This is a genomic window from Streptomyces sp. NBC_00683 (assembly GCF_036226745.1).
GTDB lineage: Bacteria > Actinomycetota > Actinomycetes > Streptomycetales > Streptomycetaceae > Streptomyces.
In genome coordinates this window covers 1,164,325-1,181,874 of record NZ_CP109013.1, presented here as the reverse complement: position 1 = coordinate 1,181,874, position 17,550 = coordinate 1,164,325, and the positions used below count along the sequence as shown (strand labels likewise).

The following is a 17,550-nucleotide window of genomic DNA, read 5'->3' as shown; positions in this document are numbered from 1 at the left end:
CTAGTCGAGTCCGCGGGCGTCCTTGAACCGGGCCAGCCCCTCGGCCAGACCGACGACCGGCTCCGGGTAGTCGTACCGGGTGCGCTCCGCGGCCCGCAGCTTCCACGGCTCGTGAACGGCACCGCCGTCGATCCCCGCCAGCTCGGGCAGCCAGCGGCGGACGTACGCGCCGTCCGGGTCGTACCGTTTGGCCTGCAGCACCGGGTTCAGCACCCGGTTGGGCCGACTGTCCGTGCCCGTACCCGCCATCCACTGCCAGTTGAGCTGGTTGTTGGCGATGTCCCCGTCCACCAGCAGATCCAGGAAGTGGCGCGCGCCGATCCGCCAGTCCACGTACAGCGTCTTGACGAGGAAACTCGCGGTCAGCAGCCGCCCACGGTTGTGCATCCAGCCCTCGTGGCGCAGCTGGCGCATCGCGGCATCGACCACCGGATAACCGGTGCGGCCCTCCTGCCAGGCGGTGATCTCGTCCGCGGCCGACCGCTCGGTGCGCCAACGGTCTTGCTGCGAACGGTAGTCGGTGCGGGCAGCCGACGGCCGGGCGGCCAGGACCTGGTGATGGAAGTCCCGCCAGCACAACTGCCGTACGAAGGCATCCGTGCCCGGACCGCCCGCCGCGCGTGCACGGTGGACCAGCTCGGTGGGGGAGAGCGTGCCGAAGTGCAGGTGCGGGGAGAGCCGCGAGGTGCCGTCGCCCGCGAGATCGTCGTGGCGCGTCTCGTACTGTCCGAGTCCGTGGCGGCGCCATGCGGCGAATCGTTTGCGGCCCTCGCTCTCCCCGCCCTCCGCCAGTCCCGCCGAGACCCCCGGGAGACCGGCACGCGAGGGCACCTCAGCGGACGCGGGACCCTCCGGTACGCGAACGGTGCGCGGCGCCCCGAAGGGGGACCGCACCTGCGCCCCGGACCAGCGGCGGAAGTACGGCGTGAAGACGGCGAAGTGGTCCTTGCCCCCTCCGGAGGGCACCACCGCGCCCGGCGCGACCGCCGTGATCACCGCGTCATGGACGTGCAGCCGGCAGCCCTGGGATCCGAGCGCCGTCCGCAGCCGCTCCTCGCGGCTCTGCGCGTGGGAGCTGACGCCCGCCGCGACGTGAACGTCGCGTGCACCCGTCTCCGTGACGATCCGGCAGACCTCCTCGGCCGGCTCGCCCGAACGGATCACCAGTCGTCCGCCCCGGGCGCGGAGCCCCGAGTCCAGGTCCCGGAGGCAGTCGGCGAGGAACGCACGCCGGTTCGGGACGCCGAACCCGGCGTCCTCGATGCCCTCGTCCAGGACGAACAGCGGAAGCACCTCGTCGGCCGACGCGAGGGCCGCGTGCAGGGGCGGATGGTCGTGGAGACGCAGATCGGACGTGAACAGGACCACCGATACGCTCATCGCGGACCGCCGTCCTTGCCCGCCGCCCGCGCGATGTTGCGCGACATCCCGCCGAACACGATCGCGTGGAACGGCGACACGCTCCACCAGTACGCGTGTCCCAGCAGTCCGGACGGGTGGAAGATGGCCCGCTGCCGGTAGTGGGACCGGCCGCCCTCGCCCTCCTCGACGTACATCTCCAGCCAGGCCAGACCGGGCAGCCGCATCTCGGCGCGCAGCCGGAGGAGGCGGCCGGGCTCGATCTCCTCCACCCGCCAGAAGTCCAGCGAGTCCCCGACGCGGAGCCGTTGCGCATCCCGCCGGCCCCGGCGCAGTCCCACACCGCCCGTCAGCCGGTCCAGCCAGCCCCGCACCGCCCAGGCCAGGGGGAAGGAGTACCAGCCGTTGTCACCGCCGATTCCCTCGACGACCCGCCACAGCGCCTCGGGCGAGGCGTCCACATCGTGCTCCCGCACATCCGTGTACAGACTGCCGCCCGCCCAGTCGGGGTCGGTGGGCAGCGGGTCGCTGGGGATGCCGGGGGTGGACGCGGACGACCACCGGGTCGTCACCCTGGCCTCGCGAACCCTCTGCAGGGCGAGGCCGAGAGCCGTGTCGAAGGAGAAGGGCTGCCCGGCGCCGTCCGGCACATGGTCGGCGATGTCGTGCTCGTGGCACACGACCTCGTACCGCAGGGACTCCGCGAGCGGGCGGGCGATGGAGGCGGGGACCGGGGTGACGAGCCCGATCCAGTGGCTGGACAGTCTCGGCGTCAGCATCGGGACGGGGAGGATCAGCCGGTGCGGCAGTCCGGCCACCTCGGCGTACTTCTCCATCATTGCCCGGTACGTCATCACGTCGGGCCCGCAGATGTCGAAGGTGCGGTTCACCTCGGCCGGCATGCGCGCGCTGCCGACGAGATAGCGCAGCACGTCCCGGACCCCGATCGGCTGGATCCGTGTCGACACCCAGCTCGGTGTGACCATCACGGGCAGTCGCTCGGTGAGATAGCGCAGCATCTCGAAGGAGGCGGAACCGGCGCCGATGATGACAGCGGCACGCAGCGCGGCCGTCGGCACACCGGAGTCGAGCAGGATGCGGCCGACCTCGGCACGCGAGCGCAGATGCGGCGACAGCTCCTGCTCGGGGACGTCGGCCGGAGTGAGCCCGCCCAGGTACACGATGCGCCGGATGCCCGCGGCGCGCGCCTGCTCGCCGAAGATCCGGGCGGCCTTCCGGTCCGTCTCCTCGAACCCCGCCCCGCTGCTCAGGGCGTGCACCAGGTAGTAGGCGACCTCGATGCCCCGCATGGCGGCCGCGACGGACTCCGCGTCGGTCACATCGCCCTTGGAGACCTCGACCTCGCCCGCCCACGGATAGTCCCGCAGCTTCTCCGGGCTCCGTGCCAGACAGCGGACCGTGTGGCCCGCGTCCAGGAGCTCGGGCACGAGGCGGCCCCCGATGTACCCTGTCGCGCCGGTCACCAGGCACCGCAGTCCGTTGTCGTCCCTGCTCTCCATGACCTCTCCGATCCGGCTCGGATGTACTGCTTCCACGGTGTCCCCCCACAGGCTGTTCCGCTTGTCGGTGGCCGGCCGGGAGAACGGGCGCCGTCGGGCCGGTGTGTCCGGTCCCGTGCCTGCACAACGCAGGAAGCGCCGATCAGGTACGGGCCGGGGGCGCCCTAGTATGGTGCGGTGGACAGTGCAGACGACGCTCGCGAGGGATCAGGCACGGGAGCGTCGGGGGTCGCGGAGCTCCAGGCCCTCGCGATGCAGCTGCGTCGCATGAACGGCGAGATCAACCGTCTGGTGCACGCCTTCGCGCACACCCAGGGCCTGCACGCCACGGATGTCCAGGCGCTCGCGGCGATCCTGGACGCCGATGTTCCGATGACTCCCGGCCGGTTGCGTGATCATCTCGGTCTGACCTCCGGTGCGGTGACGGCGTGTCTGGACCGTCTGGAGCGCGTCGGCCACATCCGTCGCTCGCGGGACAGCGCCGACCGGCGCGTCGTGCATCTGCACTACGAGCCCACGGCCAAGGCGGCCGCTCGCTCGTTCTTCATGCCCCTCGCCGAAGCCGCGTCAGGGGCCCGCAGTTCCTCCGATCCGGAAGAACTGGCGGCCACGCTCCGCTTCCTCGCCCGCATGAACGCGGAACTCGCCCGTATGCAGGCCCCCCAGCGCTGAGCCCCCGCCCATCCGCCGGACTGTCTTCGGCCTCCCTGTAGGAGCCGGGCACCCATATGCTTCAATAATTGAGATACTCGATGATTGAAAGACTTTCCCCCGACCCGGGAGCACCATGCCCATCGCATCGAGGCCGGTTCGCTGGCTGATCCCCGTATTCCTCGTCGTCGTCTGGCTCGCCGTCGGCGGCGCGTTCGGCTCGTACGCCGGGAAACTCGGCGAGGTGGCCACGAACGACCAGGCCTCGTTCCTCCCGCAGAGCGCCGAGTCCACCCGGGTCGTCGAGGAGCAGAAGGCGTTCAGCCGGCAGGAGACCGTCCCGGCCATCGTCGTCTGGACGTCGGACAAGGACGGCGCGGACCTCGGCCCGAAGCAGCGGCAGGCGGCAACGGCCGCCCTGGACTCGCTCAACGGCGGGCCGGGGGTGGCGGGTGAGGTGACCCCGGCCCTGCCGTCGGCGGACGGCCAGGCGCTCGAAGGCATCGTCCAGCTGGAATCCGGCCTGGGGGACGAGCTCCCCGACGCGGTCGAGCAGATCCAGAAGGCGGCCGACGGGGTACCCGGAACCCGTGCGCAGGTCGCCGGCCCCGCGGCCAGCCAGGCAGACCTCTCCGAAGCCTTCGCCGGAATCGACGGACTGCTGCTCGGTGTCGCCCTCGTGACCGTGCTGGTCATCCTGCTGCTCGTCTACCGGAGCGTCCTGCTGCCGCTGGTCATCATCGTCGGAGCCGTCTTCTCGCTCGGTGTGGCCTGCGCGATCGTGTACGTACTCGCGGACCACGACCTCGTACGGGTCGACGGCCAGGTCCAGGGAATCCTGTCGATCCTCGTCATCGGCGCCGCCACCGACTACGCCCTCCTCCTCACCGCACGGTTCCGGGAGGAACTGGGCCGCCACTCCGACCGGTGGACCGCGATGCGTGCCGCACTGCGTGAGTCCGCCGGACCGATCGTCGCCAGTGCCGCCACCGTGGCCCTGGGGCTGCTCGCCCTCCTGCTCAGCGACCTGACCAACAACCGCGCGCTCGGGCCGGTGGGCGCCATCGGCATCGTGTGCGCCGTACTGAGCACGCTCACCTTCCTGCCGGCCGTACTGGTGCTGCTCGGCAGGACCGCGTACTGGCCCGCCCGGCCGAAGAAGGGCGAAGCCGAATCGGGTTCGGCGGGAATCTGGACGCGGATCGCGGCCCTGGTCGACCGGGCCCCGCGCAAGGTGTGGGGCGTCACCCTGGTCGTCCTTCTCGCCTGCGCCGCTTTCATGCCGACCCTCAACTCGAAGGGGGTGCCCCTCGAGGAGATCTTCGTCAACGACGCACCTTCCGTCGCCGCCCAGCAGACCCTGAGCAAGCACTTCCCCGGCGGATCCGGCAATCCCGCCGTGGTGATCGCGGATGCCGGCCGGGCGGCGGAGGTGACCGAGGCCGCCGATCAGGTCGCCGGTGTCGCGGACGTCTCCGTGGTGACCGTCTCCGGGCGGCCGGGAGTGGGTGCGCCGCTCGTCGTGGACGGGCGGGTCCGTATCAACGCCACGCTGAAGAGCGCGGCCGACAGCGACGCCGCCAAGGAGACCGTCACCCGCCTGCGCGACGCGGTGCACGCGGTGCCCGGCGCGGATGCGCTGGTCGGCGGCTACACCGCGCAGCAGTACGACACCCAGAAGACCGCCGAGCAGGACCGCGCCCTCATCGTGCCGGTCGTACTCGTGATCATTCTGGTGATCCTGATCGGGCTCCTCCGCTCGCTGCTCATGCCGCTCCTCCTCGTCGCGACGGTGGCACTCAACTTCCTGGCCACCCTCGGGATCTCGTCCCTGGTCTTCCAGCACGTGTTCGGATTCAGCGGTACGGACTCCTCCGTGCCGTTGTACGGATTCGTCTTCCTGGTCGCCCTCGGGGTCGACTACAACATCTTCCTGATGTCCCGGGTCCGCGAGGAGTCCCTGATCCACGGCACACGGCAGGGCGTGCTGCGCGGGCTGACGACCACCGGCGGGGTCATCACCTCGGCCGGCGTCGTCCTGGCGGCCACCTTCGCGGCCCTGGGCGTGATCCCACTCGCGTTCCTGGTCCAGATCGCGTTCATCGTCGCCTTCGGCGTCCTGCTCGACACCCTGGTCGTCCGCTCGCTCCTGGTGCCCGCCCTGGTCAGGGACATCGGACGCGTCGCGTGGTGGCCGGGCGCACTGAGCCGGGAACCGGAGGCGACAGCGGACCGCAGCGCGCCCTGAGACCCGCGTGGGGGAGGTGTCCGCCCCCGCGCGGAGCCCGGCCCGCCCGGCGTGTGACGCCGGGCGGGCCGGCACGGAACCGTACGATCCGCCCATGCGACCGACCGCGTACGCAAGGCGCCTACTGTTCGTGGGGGCGGTCGCGGCCGCCGTCTGCGCCGGCCCGGCCTCCACAGCCCCCGCAGCCGGCGCGCGCCACGGCGGGGACACCTTCGCCCGGCTCCGCCCGCTCGCCGACCTCTCGGCCCGGCGTCTCGTCACGGCCGAGCTCGTCGCCGCCGCCAAATGGGGGACGGGCAGCCCTGTCGACGACCCGGTCCGCGAGAAGCAGGTCCTCGACACGGCGGCGCGGCAGGCCCGTGAAGCGGGAGCCGATTCCGGTGCGACGGTACGGATCCTCCGGGACCAGATCGAGGCGAACAAGCTCGTACAGCGCGCTCTGCACCGCAGTTGGGACGCGAACCCCGCCGGCGCACCGACGGACCGCCCCGACCTCACAGAAGTGCGCGAGGAGATCAACCGCGTCAATGCCGGCCTGGTCCACGCGATCGCCGCCTCCGTGGCAGCACGCGCGGCCCCTTCCTGCGTCGGCACACTCAGGGCTGCCCAGACACTCGTACAGCGCGACCGGCACTTCGACCGCCTCCGCACGACGGCACTGACGCGCGCACTGCGCTCCGTCTGCTCGCGGCCGTTCGCCGGCCCGGCCTGACCGGCCGCGAGCGATCGTCGTCGGCCGCGCGGGGCACGAGGTCAGCGCCTGCGCACCTTCGGTGCGGGGACCAGCCGGACGACGGTGTTGAGCACATGGTCGATCACGTCGTGCGAGGGCTTGTCCGTGAGGTTCGTGAGCATCCGGGCCAAGGTGTTGAGCAGGAAGGGTGATCCCATGACGTAGCGGTTGAGGATCGGCTGGAAACCCGAACGGCTGAAGACGATGTCGGCGGCCGCGTTGCCGAGACGGTAGTAACGGCCCCAGCGGCGGTTCATCTCGACCGGGTAGCCGTGCAGCACCCGCTCCCGCCCCGGGCCCGGAGGACGCGCGAGGGCCAGCGCCGCGCTCTCGGCTGCGACTTCGCCGGCCTCCATCGCCTGGCCGATGCCCTCCCCGTTCCAGGGGCTGATCATGCCTCCGGAGTCGCCGACGAGGAGAAGACCGCGGGTGTACAGCGGGTGGCGGTTGAACCCCAGGGGAAGCGCCGCACTCCGGACGGGGCCCTCGGCATTCTCCTCACGCAGTCCCCAGTCGGGCGGAGTGCGGGCCAGCCATTCGTCCAGCGTGGCCCGCAGGTCCGCGGTGCCGTGCCGCCGGTGGGGCAGCGCACCCAGCCCGACGTTGACGCGGCCGTCCCCCATGGGAAAGATCCAGCCGTACCCGGGCAGGTAGTGACGGCTTCCCGGGAAGCGGAGATCCGCCCACAACTCCAGGTACTCCTCCTGGGAACGTTCCGGGCTGCGGTAGTAGCGGCGGGCAGCTGTCGCGATCTGCCTGTTCATGTCCCGCTGCAGGCCCATACCGAGGGCGAGGCGGGCGGAGGCACCGTCCGCGGCGATGACGATCGGCGCGCGGAAGACCATCTGCTGCTTGTCCCCGGCCGTGGCGCCGACGCCGGTGATGCGGCCGGCCCGGTCGGTCACCGGCCGGGTCACCTTCACCCCGTTGCGCAGACGTGCTCCGGCGGCAACGGCGTGGCGGGCCAGGATGTCGTCGAAGTCATGACGACTGCGCGAGAGGCCGAAGTCCGGATAGCGCCCCAGAGCGGGCCAGTCGATGTGCACCTGATGCTCCCCGGCCACCCAGCGCATCCCGCGTGAACGCGTCCATCCCGGAGCCTTGATGTCGACGCCCATCCGGATGAGCTGGTGCACCGCCCGCGGGGTCAGGCCGTCCCCGCACACCTTCTCCCGAGGGAACTCGGCCTTCTCCAGGAGCAGGACATCGACACCCGCCCGGGCGAGGTGGAAGGCCGCGGACGAGCCCGCGGGGCCCGCCCCCACCACGATCACGTCGGCTTCTTCGTCCGAGCCGTGGACGGCGCGATCGTCCGACCGGTCCGGCTTCGTTTCCCGCACGCGGAACCCCTTCCTGGGTCAGCCGGTGCCGTACCGAGGACGGCAGCCCGGCACCTCATCATTGATCAGGACGAGCCGGTGCGGAACACGGCCCGGGCGTCCGGGCGGGGCAACGGCGCCGCTCGGCGCGCGAGCATGCCGACGGGAGCTTACTTTGGGTGTCGAGCTCAGCACGGTCGGCTACATCTCCTTCCCCTTCCTCGTGCGGGCCCGGAGGGACGCATGCCCGATCTGTTCATCGGCGGCCGATGGAGCGCCGCGATCGAGGGCGGAACACGTGAGATCCGCTGCCCTGCCGACGGAGCCCCGGTCGCCACCGTCGACGAGGCGGGTCCGCAGGACGCCGCCGCGGCAGTGGCCGCGGCGCGTGAGGCGTTCGACCGGGGGCCGTGGCCGAGTACGCCCGCCGCCGATCGCGGCCGACTGCTGCTTCGCGTCGCCGACCTGGTGGAACGGGACAAGGACGCGTTCGCCAGAGCCGAGACCCTGGACACGGGGAAGCGGCTCGTGGAGAGCGAGTACGACATGGACGACATCGCGAACTGTTTCCGCTACTTCGGGAACCTGGCCGCATCCGGCGGCACCGACCGCGTCGTCGACACGGGTGACCGGGGGATCGACAGCAGAGTGGTCCACGAACCGGTGGGCGTCTGCTCGCTGATCACGCCGTGGAACTACCCGCTGCTGCAGACGGCCTGGAAGGTGGCCCCCGCGCTCGCCGCGGGCAACACCTTCGTACTCAAGCCCAGTGAACTGACCCCGCACACCGCGATCCTCCTGATGAAGGCGCTCACCGAGGCCGGACTGCCGCCCGGTGTCGCGAACCTGGTGCTCGGCGCCGGAGCCACCGCGGGCGCGCCGCTGAGCGAGGACTCGCGTGTGGACATGGTCTCCTTCACCGGCGGCCTGGTCACCGGCCGGCTCATCATGGCGGCGGCCGCACCCACCGTGAAGAAGATCGCGCTCGAACTGGGCGGCAAGAACCCCAACATCGTGTTCGCCGACGCCGAGTTCGACACCGCGGTCGACTACGCGCTGATGGCGGTGTTCCTGCACGCCGGGCAGGTCTGCTCGGCCGGTGCGCGGCTGCTCGTCCAGGACGAGTTGCACGACACGTTCGTCGACGAGCTGGTACGGCGCGCCAGGGCCATCCGGCTCGGCGGGCCGTTCGACGAGGACGCCCGCAGCGGGCCGCTGATCTCGGCCGCGCATCGCGACAAGGTCGAGGCGTACGTGGCCGCGGGGCTGGCGGAGGGCGCCGTACTGCGCTGCGGCGGCGCCCGCCCGGACGACCCGTCGCTGCAGAGCGGCTTCTACTACCTGCCGACCGTGCTCGACGAGTGCACCCCGGACATGACGGTCGTACGGGAGGAGTCGTTCGGCCCGGTCCTGACCGTGGAGCGGTTCCGGGACGAGGGCGAGGCCGTCGCCCTGGCGAACGACACCGTCTACGGACTGGCCGGGGCCGTCTGGACGCAGGACGGCGAGCGCGCCCACCGGGTGGCCGCGGGCCTGCGCGCGGGGACCGTGTGGATCAACGACTTCCATCCGTACGTACCGCAGGCCGAGTGGGGCGGAATGAAGCAGTCCGGCGTCGGCCGTGAGCTGGGCCCCGCCGGTCTCGCGGAGTACCAGGAGGCCAAGCACATCTGGCGCAACACCGCAGCCCGGCCGCAGAGGTGGTTCGAGTGAGTCATTCCAGTCCGACAGGCCCCGACCCGACAGGTCCCGGCGCGACCAGCACGCCGCCCCCCGGCACCAGGGCGGACGGCACCCACGACGACGATTCGATCCACGAGCTCGGCTACAAGCCCGAACTCAAGCGAACCCTGGGCAACTTCCACACCTTCGCCGCGGGGATCAGCTACATCTCGATCCTGACCGGCACCTTCCAGCTGTTCTACTTCGGCGTGAACTTCGGCGGCCCGGCCTACTGGTGGTCCTGGCCCATGGTCTTCGCCGGCCAGCTGATGGTCGCCCTGTGCTTCTGCGAGCTCGCCGCCCGCTACCCGGTGGCCGGCTCGATCTACAACTGGGCCAAGAGCATGGGCGGCCCGCACATCGGCTGGCTCGGCGGCTGGATGATGATGACCGCCACCATGGTCACGCTCTCGGCCGTGGCGCTCGCCTACCAGATCACGCTCCCGGCGATCGACAGCGGGTTCCAGTTCGTGGGCGACGGCACCGGCAAGAACGACGCGGCGGCCAACGCCGTTCTCCTCGGCACGGTCCTGATCCTCTTCTCGACCCTGGTCAACGCCTTCGGCGTCCAGCTCATGGCCCGGATCAACTCGGCGGGCGTGTTCATCGAGCTGATCGCCGCGGTCGGCCTGATCATCTTTCTGGCGGCGCACATCACCCGGGGTCCCAGCACCGCCCTGACGGACACATACGGGCTCGGCGAGGGACAGACCCTCGGCTACTTCGGCGCCTTCCTCACCGCCTCGCTCGCGTCCGCGTACGTCATGTACGGATTCGACACGGCGTCGTCGCTCGGCGAGGAGTCCCACAACCCGACCCGCAACGCGCCCCGCGCCATCCTGCGCGCGCTCGTCGCGTCATTCATCATCGGCGGTCTGATCCTGCTCTTCGCGCTGCTGTCGGTGCCGGACCTGGCCGCGAAGGAGCTGTCGACGGGCGGCCTGCAGTACGTGGTGCTGGAGGTTCTCGGTTCGACCATCGGCGAGATCTTCCTGTGGTGCGTGGTCATCGCGATCACCGTCTGCGTGCTGGCCGTGCAGGCCGCGGGCATCCGGCTGATGTTCGCCATGGCACGCGACAACAACCTTCCCGCGGGCTCGGTCCTCGCCCGGGTCAGCCCCCGCTTCCAGACCCCGGTGGTGCCTGCCGTCGTCATCGGCGTGGTGGGTGTCATCATCCTGGTGATCAACGTCAACCAGCCGCAGATCTTCTCGGTGATCACGAGCATCGCGATCATCATGATCTATCTGGCCTATCTGATGGTCACGACCCCCATGCTGATCCGCCGGCTGCGGGGCACCTGGAAGCCCGTCGAGGGCAGCTTCTCGCTCGGCAGGTTCGGGTTGCCCATCAACATCATCGCCGTGCTGTGGGGAGCGGCCATGTCGCTCAACCTCGCCTGGCCGCGCGCCGAGGTCTACAACGCGACGGGGGCGCAGCACTGGTATCTGCGCTGGGGCGCGTTCCTCTTCATCGGCGTCGTCGCGCTCGGCGGCTTCGCCTACTACTGGTTCGTGCAGCGGCACAAGACGGGCGTACTCGAGGCCCACCGCACCGAGGTGCCCGACCCGACTCCGCCCGCGCCACCGCGCGGCTAGGGCCTCTCGTTCGGATCACGCCGGGCTCGCGGGGGTCCGTGATCCGGCCTGATCCAAACGAAAGACCCGAGCCGCCCGCACCCCATGACCTCTGGAGACACAGATGCCGGCTGAGAGCCAAGCGCAGGACGAGTTCGACTACGTGGTGGTCGGCGGGGGCACGGCCGGCGCGGTCGTCGCGGCCCGGCTGTCCGAGGACCCGTCCGTCACCGTCTGCGTACTGGAGGCCGGTCCCTCCGACGTCGGCGACGACAACATCCTGCGGCTCGACCGGTGGATGGGGCTGCTGGAATCCGGCTACGACTGGGACTACCCGGTGGAGCCGCAGGACAACGGCAACAGCTTCATGCGGCACGCACGCGCCAAGGTCCTCGGCGGCTGCTCGTCCCACAACTCCTGCATCGCCTTCTGGGCGCCGGCCGAGGACCTGGACGAATGGGCCGCCCTCGGGTGCACGGGCTGGAGCGCCGCGGACTGCTATCCGCTCTACCGGCGGCTGGAGACCAACGACGCGCCCGGCGACCACCACGGGCGCAACGGCCCGGTGACCATCCGCACGATCCCGCCGAACGACCCGTGCGGAGCAGCCCTGTTGGAGGCATGCGCGGCGGCCGGAATCCCCACCACGCCGTTCAACACCGGTACGACGGTCGTCCGCGGGGCACACTGGTTCCAGATCAACGCCCGCGCCGACGGGACGCGTTCGTCCGCGTCCGTCTCCTACCTGCACCCGATTCTCGGCCGGCGTCCCAACCTGGAAGTACGCACAGGACTACAGGCCAAGCGCCTGATCCTGGACGCCGAACAACGGTGCACCGGCGTCGAGTACCTGGCACCCGACCTCATCCATACGCGAACCGTCGGCGCGCGGAGAGAAGTCGTCGTGTCCTGCGGCTCCATCGACGGGCCGAAGCTGCTGATGCTGTCCGGGATCGGCCCGGCGGAGCACCTGCGTGAGACCGGGGTGGAGGTACGCGTCGACTCGCCGGCGGTCGGCGCCCACCTCCAGGACCACCCCGAGGGGGTGATCATGTGGGAGGCGCTGCAGCCCATGGTCACCACGTCCACCCAGTGGTGGGAGATCGGCATCTTCGCCGACACCGAATCCGGCCTCGACCGCCCGGACCTGATGTTCCACTACGGGTCCGTGCCCTTCGACATGAACACCTACCGGCGCGGATACCCGACCTCCGAGAACGCCTTCTGTCTCACGCCCAACGTCACCCGCGCCCGTTCGATGGGCACGGTCCGGCTGCGCACCCGTGACTTCCGGGACAAGCCACGGGTCGACCCGCGCTACTTCACCGACGAGCACGACGTACGGGTGATGACCCACGGGCTGCGGCTCGCCCGGGACATCGTCTCCCGGGCGCCGATGGCCTCCTGGGCGGGCACGGAACTGGCGCCCGGGGCCGACGCCCGGACCGACGAGGAGCTGCTCGACTACATCCGCCGGACCCACAACACGGTCTACCACCCGGCGGGCACGGTACGGATGGGTGCCACCGACGACCCCGAGGCCGTCCTCGATCCGCGGCTGCGTGTGAAGGGTGTGCGGGGTCTGCGGGTGGCCGACGCGTCCGTGATGCCGTTCCTGCCCGCGGTCAACCCGTGCATCACGACGATGATGATCGGGGAGAAGTGCGCGGACATGATCAAGGAGGACCAGGGCTGATCCGAGAGCCAGCCTGCAACAAGTTGCGGAAATTCTCTGCAAGTTCTTGCTCGAACCGTGACGGCCTGATTGACTCACCCGTCGTCGACCACAGTTGACGGTGCGCCCGGTCGGCCGCGAGGGACGTCGACGCCTCACCCTCGCCCCGCGTCAGGTTCGAGAGGAACGCCATGAACACCGAGACCGACGTGCTCGTCCTCGGAGGCGCGGGTGTGGACACGATCGTGTACGTCCCCGAGCTGCCTCTGCCCTACGCCGACAGCTACATGGTGCGGCCGGGGATCGAGACGCGGGCGGGGCAGACCGGGGACTTCGTCGCTCTCGGGGTGAGCGCGCTCGGCCTGCGGACCCACCACCTCGACATGATCGGCGACGACCACGCGGGCGACCTGGTGCGCGCTCTGCACAGGGACCGGGGCATCGCACTGACCGAAGTACCCCTGCCCGGCGGCACCAAGCGGGCGGTCAATCTCGTCGGCCCCGACGGACGGCGGCTGTCCCTGTACGACGACAGCCGCTCGCGGGAGGAGGACCGGCTGCCGCCGGCGACGGTCCGGGCCCTGGCCGCGAGGAGCCGCCACGCCCACGTCTCCATCACCTACCCGTGCGCCTTCGCCCTCCCCGAGCTGCGGGAGGGCGGCGTGAGCATCTCGACCGACCTGCACAACTGGGACGGTGCAAACCCCTACCACGAGGCCTTCGCCCACGAGGCGGACATCGTCTTCCTGTCCACCACCGCCCTGACGGACACGGAAGGGACCATGCGCCGGACGGCGGAGCGCGGCCGGGCCGGCGCGGTCGTCGCGACGGCCGGGGCCGAGGGCGCGTACCTGCTGGTCGACGGGGAGCTGAGCCACATCCCCGCCGTCACACCCCCCGGACCCGTGGTGGACTCCAACGGTGCCGGCGACGCCTTCGCGGCCGGCTATCTCCTCGGCCATCTGACCGGCGAGCCGCCCCTGCGGTGCGGCCTCTACGGCGCGGTCGCCGGAGCCCACGCGTGCACCGTACCGGCGACGCGGGCCGACCCCATCGGCCGGGCCGAACTCCTCGCCCGGGTCGCCGAGTACGAGGCCGCGGCGTGACGCCGTCACCGGCCCCGCCAGGTACGCCCAGATCCTGCCCCGCCCCGCGCCCCGTCAGTCGGTGAGGCCGAGCGCTCCCGCTGCCTGGATCGCCAGCCAGACCTCGGCCAGGGCGCCCGTCGACGCCAGGTCGCGCCGGGCGAGTGTGCCGAAGCGGCGCAGGCGGTAGGCGAGGGTGTTCGGGTGGATGTGGAGCGCAGCCGCAGCCGTCTCCGTGCGGCGGTCGCGTTCCATCCAGGTGCGTGCGGACACCAGCAACTGCGAGTCGTGGGCCTCGTCGTAGCGCAGGACCTCGCCGAGTACATGCTCGACGAGTGCGGTCAGGACGGCGGGGTCGTCGGGCAGCCACCGGCCGGTCGAGTCGTCGCCGTACCGGACGACGGGGCGGCCGGACTCCGCGGCCTTGGAGACCGCCCAGAGCGCCTCGCGCTGGGCGACCTTCAGCGCGGCGCCCGGCAGAAAGGGGCGGCTCATCCCGGCCGCCACGCCCGGCAGCTCACCGACGGCTGCCGCCAGCTCCGGCGCTCCCAGCACGTATCGGTCCTCGCCCCAGGTGAGCAGCAGATGGGGATGGTCCTCCAGGCAGAGCAGCAGCGCCTCGTCCGTGGTGTGGCGCACCACGAGGAGCACGGTGTCGCCCTCGATCGCGTGCCGGGCGAGCCGGCGGCGCGCCGCCTCCGGGTCGAGCACCTCCTGCAGCAGTTCGGCCAGCGTCTCCGCGCCCTCGCGGCGCAGGGTCTCGCGCTCGTTGCGCACCATCGCCAGCCGCAGCGCCGCCACGGTGGCGATGTGCTGGACGACGGCGATGCCCGCGGGCTGGGCGCCCTGACGCTCGTACGCGACGAGGAAGCCCGCCGGGCCGCCGGGCGCGGGAACCGGGAGGACGAATCCGCCGGGGATCGTCGGTGGGGCGTCGACGGAGGCGGGCAGGACTCCGGGATCCGGGGTGGGGACGCCGGGCAGGAGCGGACGGCCCTGCGGCGTGCACAGGTAGACGTCGTAACCCGACAGGCGTTCCAGGCGGCGCAGGAGTGTCGGAGTGTCCAGGCCTTCGGCGACCAGCCAGCGCAGCGAGCCGAACACCTGGAGCTGTGCGCCCAGCCGGTGCCTGGCGTCCTCCTGGACCGAGGCCGCCACCTCCTGGGCGACAGCGATGAACGGCACGGAGAGCGGCACTTCGAGGACCGGGAAGCCCCGCTCCTCGGCCGCGCGGAAGAACGCGTCGTGCAGCGGGGGCATGTGCAGCTGTGCGGAGAGCGCGAGTGCGGACACCCCGGCATCGTCCAGCCGCTCCAGGTAGGCGCGCTGCCCGGCCGCGGTACGGGGCACCGCCAGACCCGTCGTCATGATCATCTCGGCGCCCAGGAGCCAGGGTGTCGGATCGGCGAGCTCGATGGCGTGCGCCCAGGACACGGACCGGCCCAGACCGTCGCCGCCGGCCTTCACGGTGAGCTGGAGTGCGGGGAAGGAGAGCAGATCCTCGACGGTGAGTTTGTTGCTGGCCACAGAAGAGAGCCTACTGCTCCGTGATCTGCACAGTTGTCGAAGATCGTGCATGGGCCACACACTGTGGGACCGTCCCCATGCATGAACGGAAGATGGAGCCACCCGTGACGACCTCGATCACCGAAATCGAGACCTATGGTGTCGAGAGGATCCCGGACAAGGACCGCACGGCCCGCCCGATCGATCTGTTCCGGCTCGCCTTCGGCGGTGCCAACACCTTCGCGACCTGTGTGCTGGGCGCCTTCCCGATCCTCTTCGGCCTCTCCTTCTGGCAGGGTCTCGCGGCGACCGTCCTCGGCCTCGTCGCGGGTGCGCTGCTGCTGGCCCCCATGGCACTGTTCGGCCCCGCCAACGGCACGAACAACGCCGTCTCCTCCTCCGCGCACCTGGGCGTGCACGGCCGGGTCGTCGGCTCGTTCCTCTCCCTGCTCACCGCCATAGCCTTCTTCTCGATCTCGGTGTGGTCCTCCGGCGACGCGCTCGTCGGCGGCGCGCACCGGCTCGTCGACCTCCCCGAGTCGGACGTCACCTACGGCATCGCGTACGCGATCTTCGCCGGGCTCGTCCTCGTGGTCTGCATCTACGGCTTCCGGTTCATGCTGCTGGTCAACAAGATCGCGGTGCTCGCGGCGTCGGCCCTCTTCGTGCTCGGTGCCTTCGCCTTCGCGGGCGACTTCGACCCCGGGTACGCGGGGGCCTTCGCCTCCACCGCCGACCCGCTGTTCTGGCCGTCGTTCATCGGCGCCGCGCTGATCGTGCTGTCCAACCCGGTCTCCTTCGGCGCCTTCCTCGGTGACTGGTCCCGCTACATCCCGGCCGGGGCCCCGCGCCGCCGGGTGATGGGGGCCGCCTTCCTCGCCCAGATCGCCACCCTGCTGCCCTTCCTCTTCGGCCTGGCCACCGCGTCGATCATCGCGTCGAAGGCCGCGAAGTACGTCGACCCGGCCGCCCCCAACTACGTGGGCGGACTGCTCGCGATCTCGCCCGGCTGGTACTTCCTGCCGCTCTGCCTGATCGCCCTGATCGGCGGCCTCTCCACCGGCACGACGGCCCTCTACGGCACGGGCCTCGACTTCTCCAGCGTCTTCACGCGCTTCAGCCGCGTCCAGGCGACCTTCTTCATCGGCGCCCTGTCCATCGCGTTCATCTTCGTCGGCCGCTTCGCGCTCAACCTCGCCCAGTCCATCTCCACCTTCGCCACGCTGATCATCACCTGCACCGCACCGTGGATGATCGTCATGGCGCTCGGGTACGTCACCCGGCGCGGCTGGTACGACGCCGAGGCGCTGCAGGTCTTCAACCGCCGCCAGCGCGGCGGCCGCTACTGGTTCACGAACGGCTGGAACTGGCGCGGGATGGCCACGTGGCTCGTCTCCGCCGTCGTGGCCCTCCTCTTCACCAACCTGCCCGGCCAGTTCGTCGGCCCGCTCGGCAACCTCGCCAACGGCACGGACATCTCGCTGCCGGTCGGCCTCGTCCTCGCGACCGTGCTCCACCTCGCCCTGCTCGCAGCGTTCCCCGAGCCGCGCGCCGTCTACGGACCGGCCGGCCCCCGCTTCGTCCGGGCGTCGGACGCCTCCGTGCCGCCGATCACCGGCGGCGACGAGGAGACCGTCACGGAGCCCGCAGCGGCCCACTGAACCCTCGCCGACACCCCGTAACCGAAGCCGGGCGTTCCGGCACCGCCCGCCGGAACGCCCGTGACCAGGAGCTGTGCATGAGCACCACCACCGTCCAGGAAATCCGGGCCGCCGCCGACGCGCTCGTCGCGGCCTTCGCCGAGGGCCGTCTCGACGACTACTTCGGCGCCTTCGCCCCGGACGCGACCTTCGTCTTCCACACCACCCCGGAGCGGCTCGGCTCCACGGCCGAGTACCGCGCGCTCTGGCAGCGGTGGGTGGAGCAGGACGGCTTCCGCATCCTCGGCTGTACCTCGTCCGCACAGCTGATCCAGCACTTCGGCGACACGGCCGTCTTCAGCCACGACGTGGAGACCCGGGTCGCCACCGAGGCCGGCGAGGAGACGGTCCAGGAGCGGGAGACGATCGTCTTCACCCGCGCCGACGAAGGCCGCTGGACCGCCGTCCACGAGCACCTGTCCGCCCGTACCGCCGTCTGAGCAGGAGAAACGCTT

13 protein-coding genes are annotated in these 17,550 nt (G+C 71.0%); 9 read left to right on the top strand and 4 right to left on the bottom strand.

Annotation, left to right across the window (positions count from 1 at the left end; genetic code table 11):
* Together OG257_RS05285 and OG257_RS05280 are read right to left on the bottom strand one after the other, a co-directional pair.
* Entirely contained in the window at positions 1-1,380 is a 1,380-nt protein-coding gene (locus OG257_RS05285; protein WP_329205166.1) for a cryptochrome/photolyase family protein, read from the bottom strand.
* Positions 1,377-2,879: an SDR family oxidoreductase gene (locus OG257_RS05280; protein ID WP_329205164.1), complete on the bottom strand. Its 1,503-nt coding sequence runs from the start codon at positions 2,877-2,879 to the stop codon at positions 1,377-1,379. The genes OG257_RS05285 and OG257_RS05280 overlap by 4 nt, the downstream gene beginning before the upstream one ends.
* A 177-nt stretch (positions 2,880-3,056) precedes the next feature.
* On the opposite strand from OG257_RS05280, the gene OG257_RS05275 reads away from it, so the two are divergent.
* The 3 genes from OG257_RS05275 (at position 3,057) to aroQ (ending at position 6,490) form a co-directional block, all read left to right on the top strand.
* Entirely contained in the window at positions 3,057-3,551 is a 495-nt protein-coding gene (locus OG257_RS05275) for a MarR family winged helix-turn-helix transcriptional regulator (protein WP_329205162.1), read from the top strand.
* 115 nt (positions 3,552-3,666) lie between these two features.
* Entirely contained in the window at positions 3,667-5,778 is a 2,112-nt protein-coding gene (locus OG257_RS05270) for an MMPL family transporter (protein WP_329205161.1), read from the top strand.
* 94 nt (positions 5,779-5,872) lie between these two features.
* On the top strand, positions 5,873-6,490 hold the full coding sequence (aroQ, locus tag OG257_RS05265; protein ID WP_329205159.1) for a gamma subclass chorismate mutase AroQ: 618 nt from the start codon (positions 5,873-5,875) through the stop codon (positions 6,488-6,490).
* Between the two features lie 41 nt (positions 6,491-6,531).
* On the opposite strand, the gene OG257_RS05260 is transcribed toward aroQ, so the two are convergent.
* Positions 6,532-7,851 (bottom strand): geranylgeranyl reductase family protein, encoded by a 1,320-nt coding sequence (locus OG257_RS05260; RefSeq protein ID WP_329205157.1) that lies wholly within the window; start codon positions 7,849-7,851, stop codon positions 6,532-6,534.
* A 222-nt stretch (positions 7,852-8,073) separates the two neighbouring features.
* Between OG257_RS05260 and OG257_RS05255 the strand changes: the two genes are divergently transcribed.
* The 4 genes from OG257_RS05255 (at position 8,074) to OG257_RS05240 (ending at position 13,910) form a co-directional block, all read left to right on the top strand.
* On the top strand, positions 8,074-9,543 hold the full coding sequence (locus OG257_RS05255; RefSeq protein ID WP_329205155.1) for an aldehyde dehydrogenase family protein: 1,470 nt from the start codon (positions 8,074-8,076) through the stop codon (positions 9,541-9,543).
* The gene (locus tag OG257_RS05250; RefSeq protein ID WP_443054294.1) at positions 9,540-11,150 is read left to right on the top strand and encodes an APC family permease; all 1,611 of its coding nucleotides are present in this window, start codon (positions 9,540-9,542) and stop codon (positions 11,148-11,150) included. The genes OG257_RS05255 and OG257_RS05250 overlap by 4 nt, the downstream gene beginning before the upstream one ends.
* Positions 11,151-11,253: 103 nt before the next feature.
* Positions 11,254-12,825: a GMC family oxidoreductase gene (locus OG257_RS05245; protein ID WP_329205153.1), complete on the top strand. Its 1,572-nt coding sequence runs from the start codon at positions 11,254-11,256 to the stop codon at positions 12,823-12,825.
* A 170-nt stretch (positions 12,826-12,995) separates the two neighbouring features.
* Entirely contained in the window at positions 12,996-13,910 is a 915-nt protein-coding gene (locus tag OG257_RS05240) for an adenosine kinase (RefSeq protein ID WP_329205151.1), read from the top strand.
* A gap of 54 nt (positions 13,911-13,964) precedes the next feature.
* Here OG257_RS05240 and OG257_RS05235 read toward each other — a convergent pair whose 3' ends face one another.
* Entirely contained in the window at positions 13,965-15,416 is a 1,452-nt protein-coding gene (locus OG257_RS05235; protein WP_329205149.1) for a PucR family transcriptional regulator, read from the bottom strand.
* A gap of 104 nt (positions 15,417-15,520) precedes the next feature.
* On the opposite strand from OG257_RS05235, the gene OG257_RS05230 reads away from it, so the two are divergent.
* Both OG257_RS05230 and OG257_RS05225 read left to right on the top strand, forming a co-directional pair.
* The gene (locus OG257_RS05230; protein WP_329205148.1) at positions 15,521-17,056 is read left to right on the top strand and encodes a purine-cytosine permease family protein; all 1,536 of its coding nucleotides are present in this window, start codon (positions 15,521-15,523) and stop codon (positions 17,054-17,056) included.
* 77 nt (positions 17,057-17,133) lie between these two features.
* The gene (locus OG257_RS05225) at positions 17,134-17,535 is read left to right on the top strand and encodes a nuclear transport factor 2 family protein (protein WP_329205146.1); all 402 of its coding nucleotides are present in this window, start codon (positions 17,134-17,136) and stop codon (positions 17,533-17,535) included.
* Positions 17,536-17,550: the final 15 nt, after the last annotated feature.

Coding starts and splice junctions, on each gene's coding strand:
- OG257_RS05285 (WP_329205166.1), bottom strand. CDS start 1,380: ATGAGCGTATCGGTGGTCCTGTTCACGTCCGATCTGCGTCTCCACGAC.
- OG257_RS05280 (WP_329205164.1), bottom strand. CDS start 2,879: ATGGAGAGCAGGGACGACAACGGACTGCGGTGCCTGGTGACCGGCGCG.
- OG257_RS05270 (WP_329205161.1), top strand. CDS start 3,667: ATGCCCATCGCATCGAGGCCGGTTCGCTGGCTGATCCCCGTATTCCTC.
- aroQ (WP_329205159.1), top strand. CDS start 5,873: ATGCGACCGACCGCGTACGCAAGGCGCCTACTGTTCGTGGGGGCGGTC.
- OG257_RS05255 (WP_329205155.1), top strand. CDS start 8,074: ATGCCCGATCTGTTCATCGGCGGCCGATGGAGCGCCGCGATCGAGGGC.
- OG257_RS05245 (WP_329205153.1), top strand. CDS start 11,254: ATGCCGGCTGAGAGCCAAGCGCAGGACGAGTTCGACTACGTGGTGGTC.
- OG257_RS05240 (WP_329205151.1), top strand. CDS start 12,996: ATGAACACCGAGACCGACGTGCTCGTCCTCGGAGGCGCGGGTGTGGAC.
- OG257_RS05225 (WP_329205146.1), top strand. CDS start 17,134: ATGAGCACCACCACCGTCCAGGAAATCCGGGCCGCCGCCGACGCGCTC.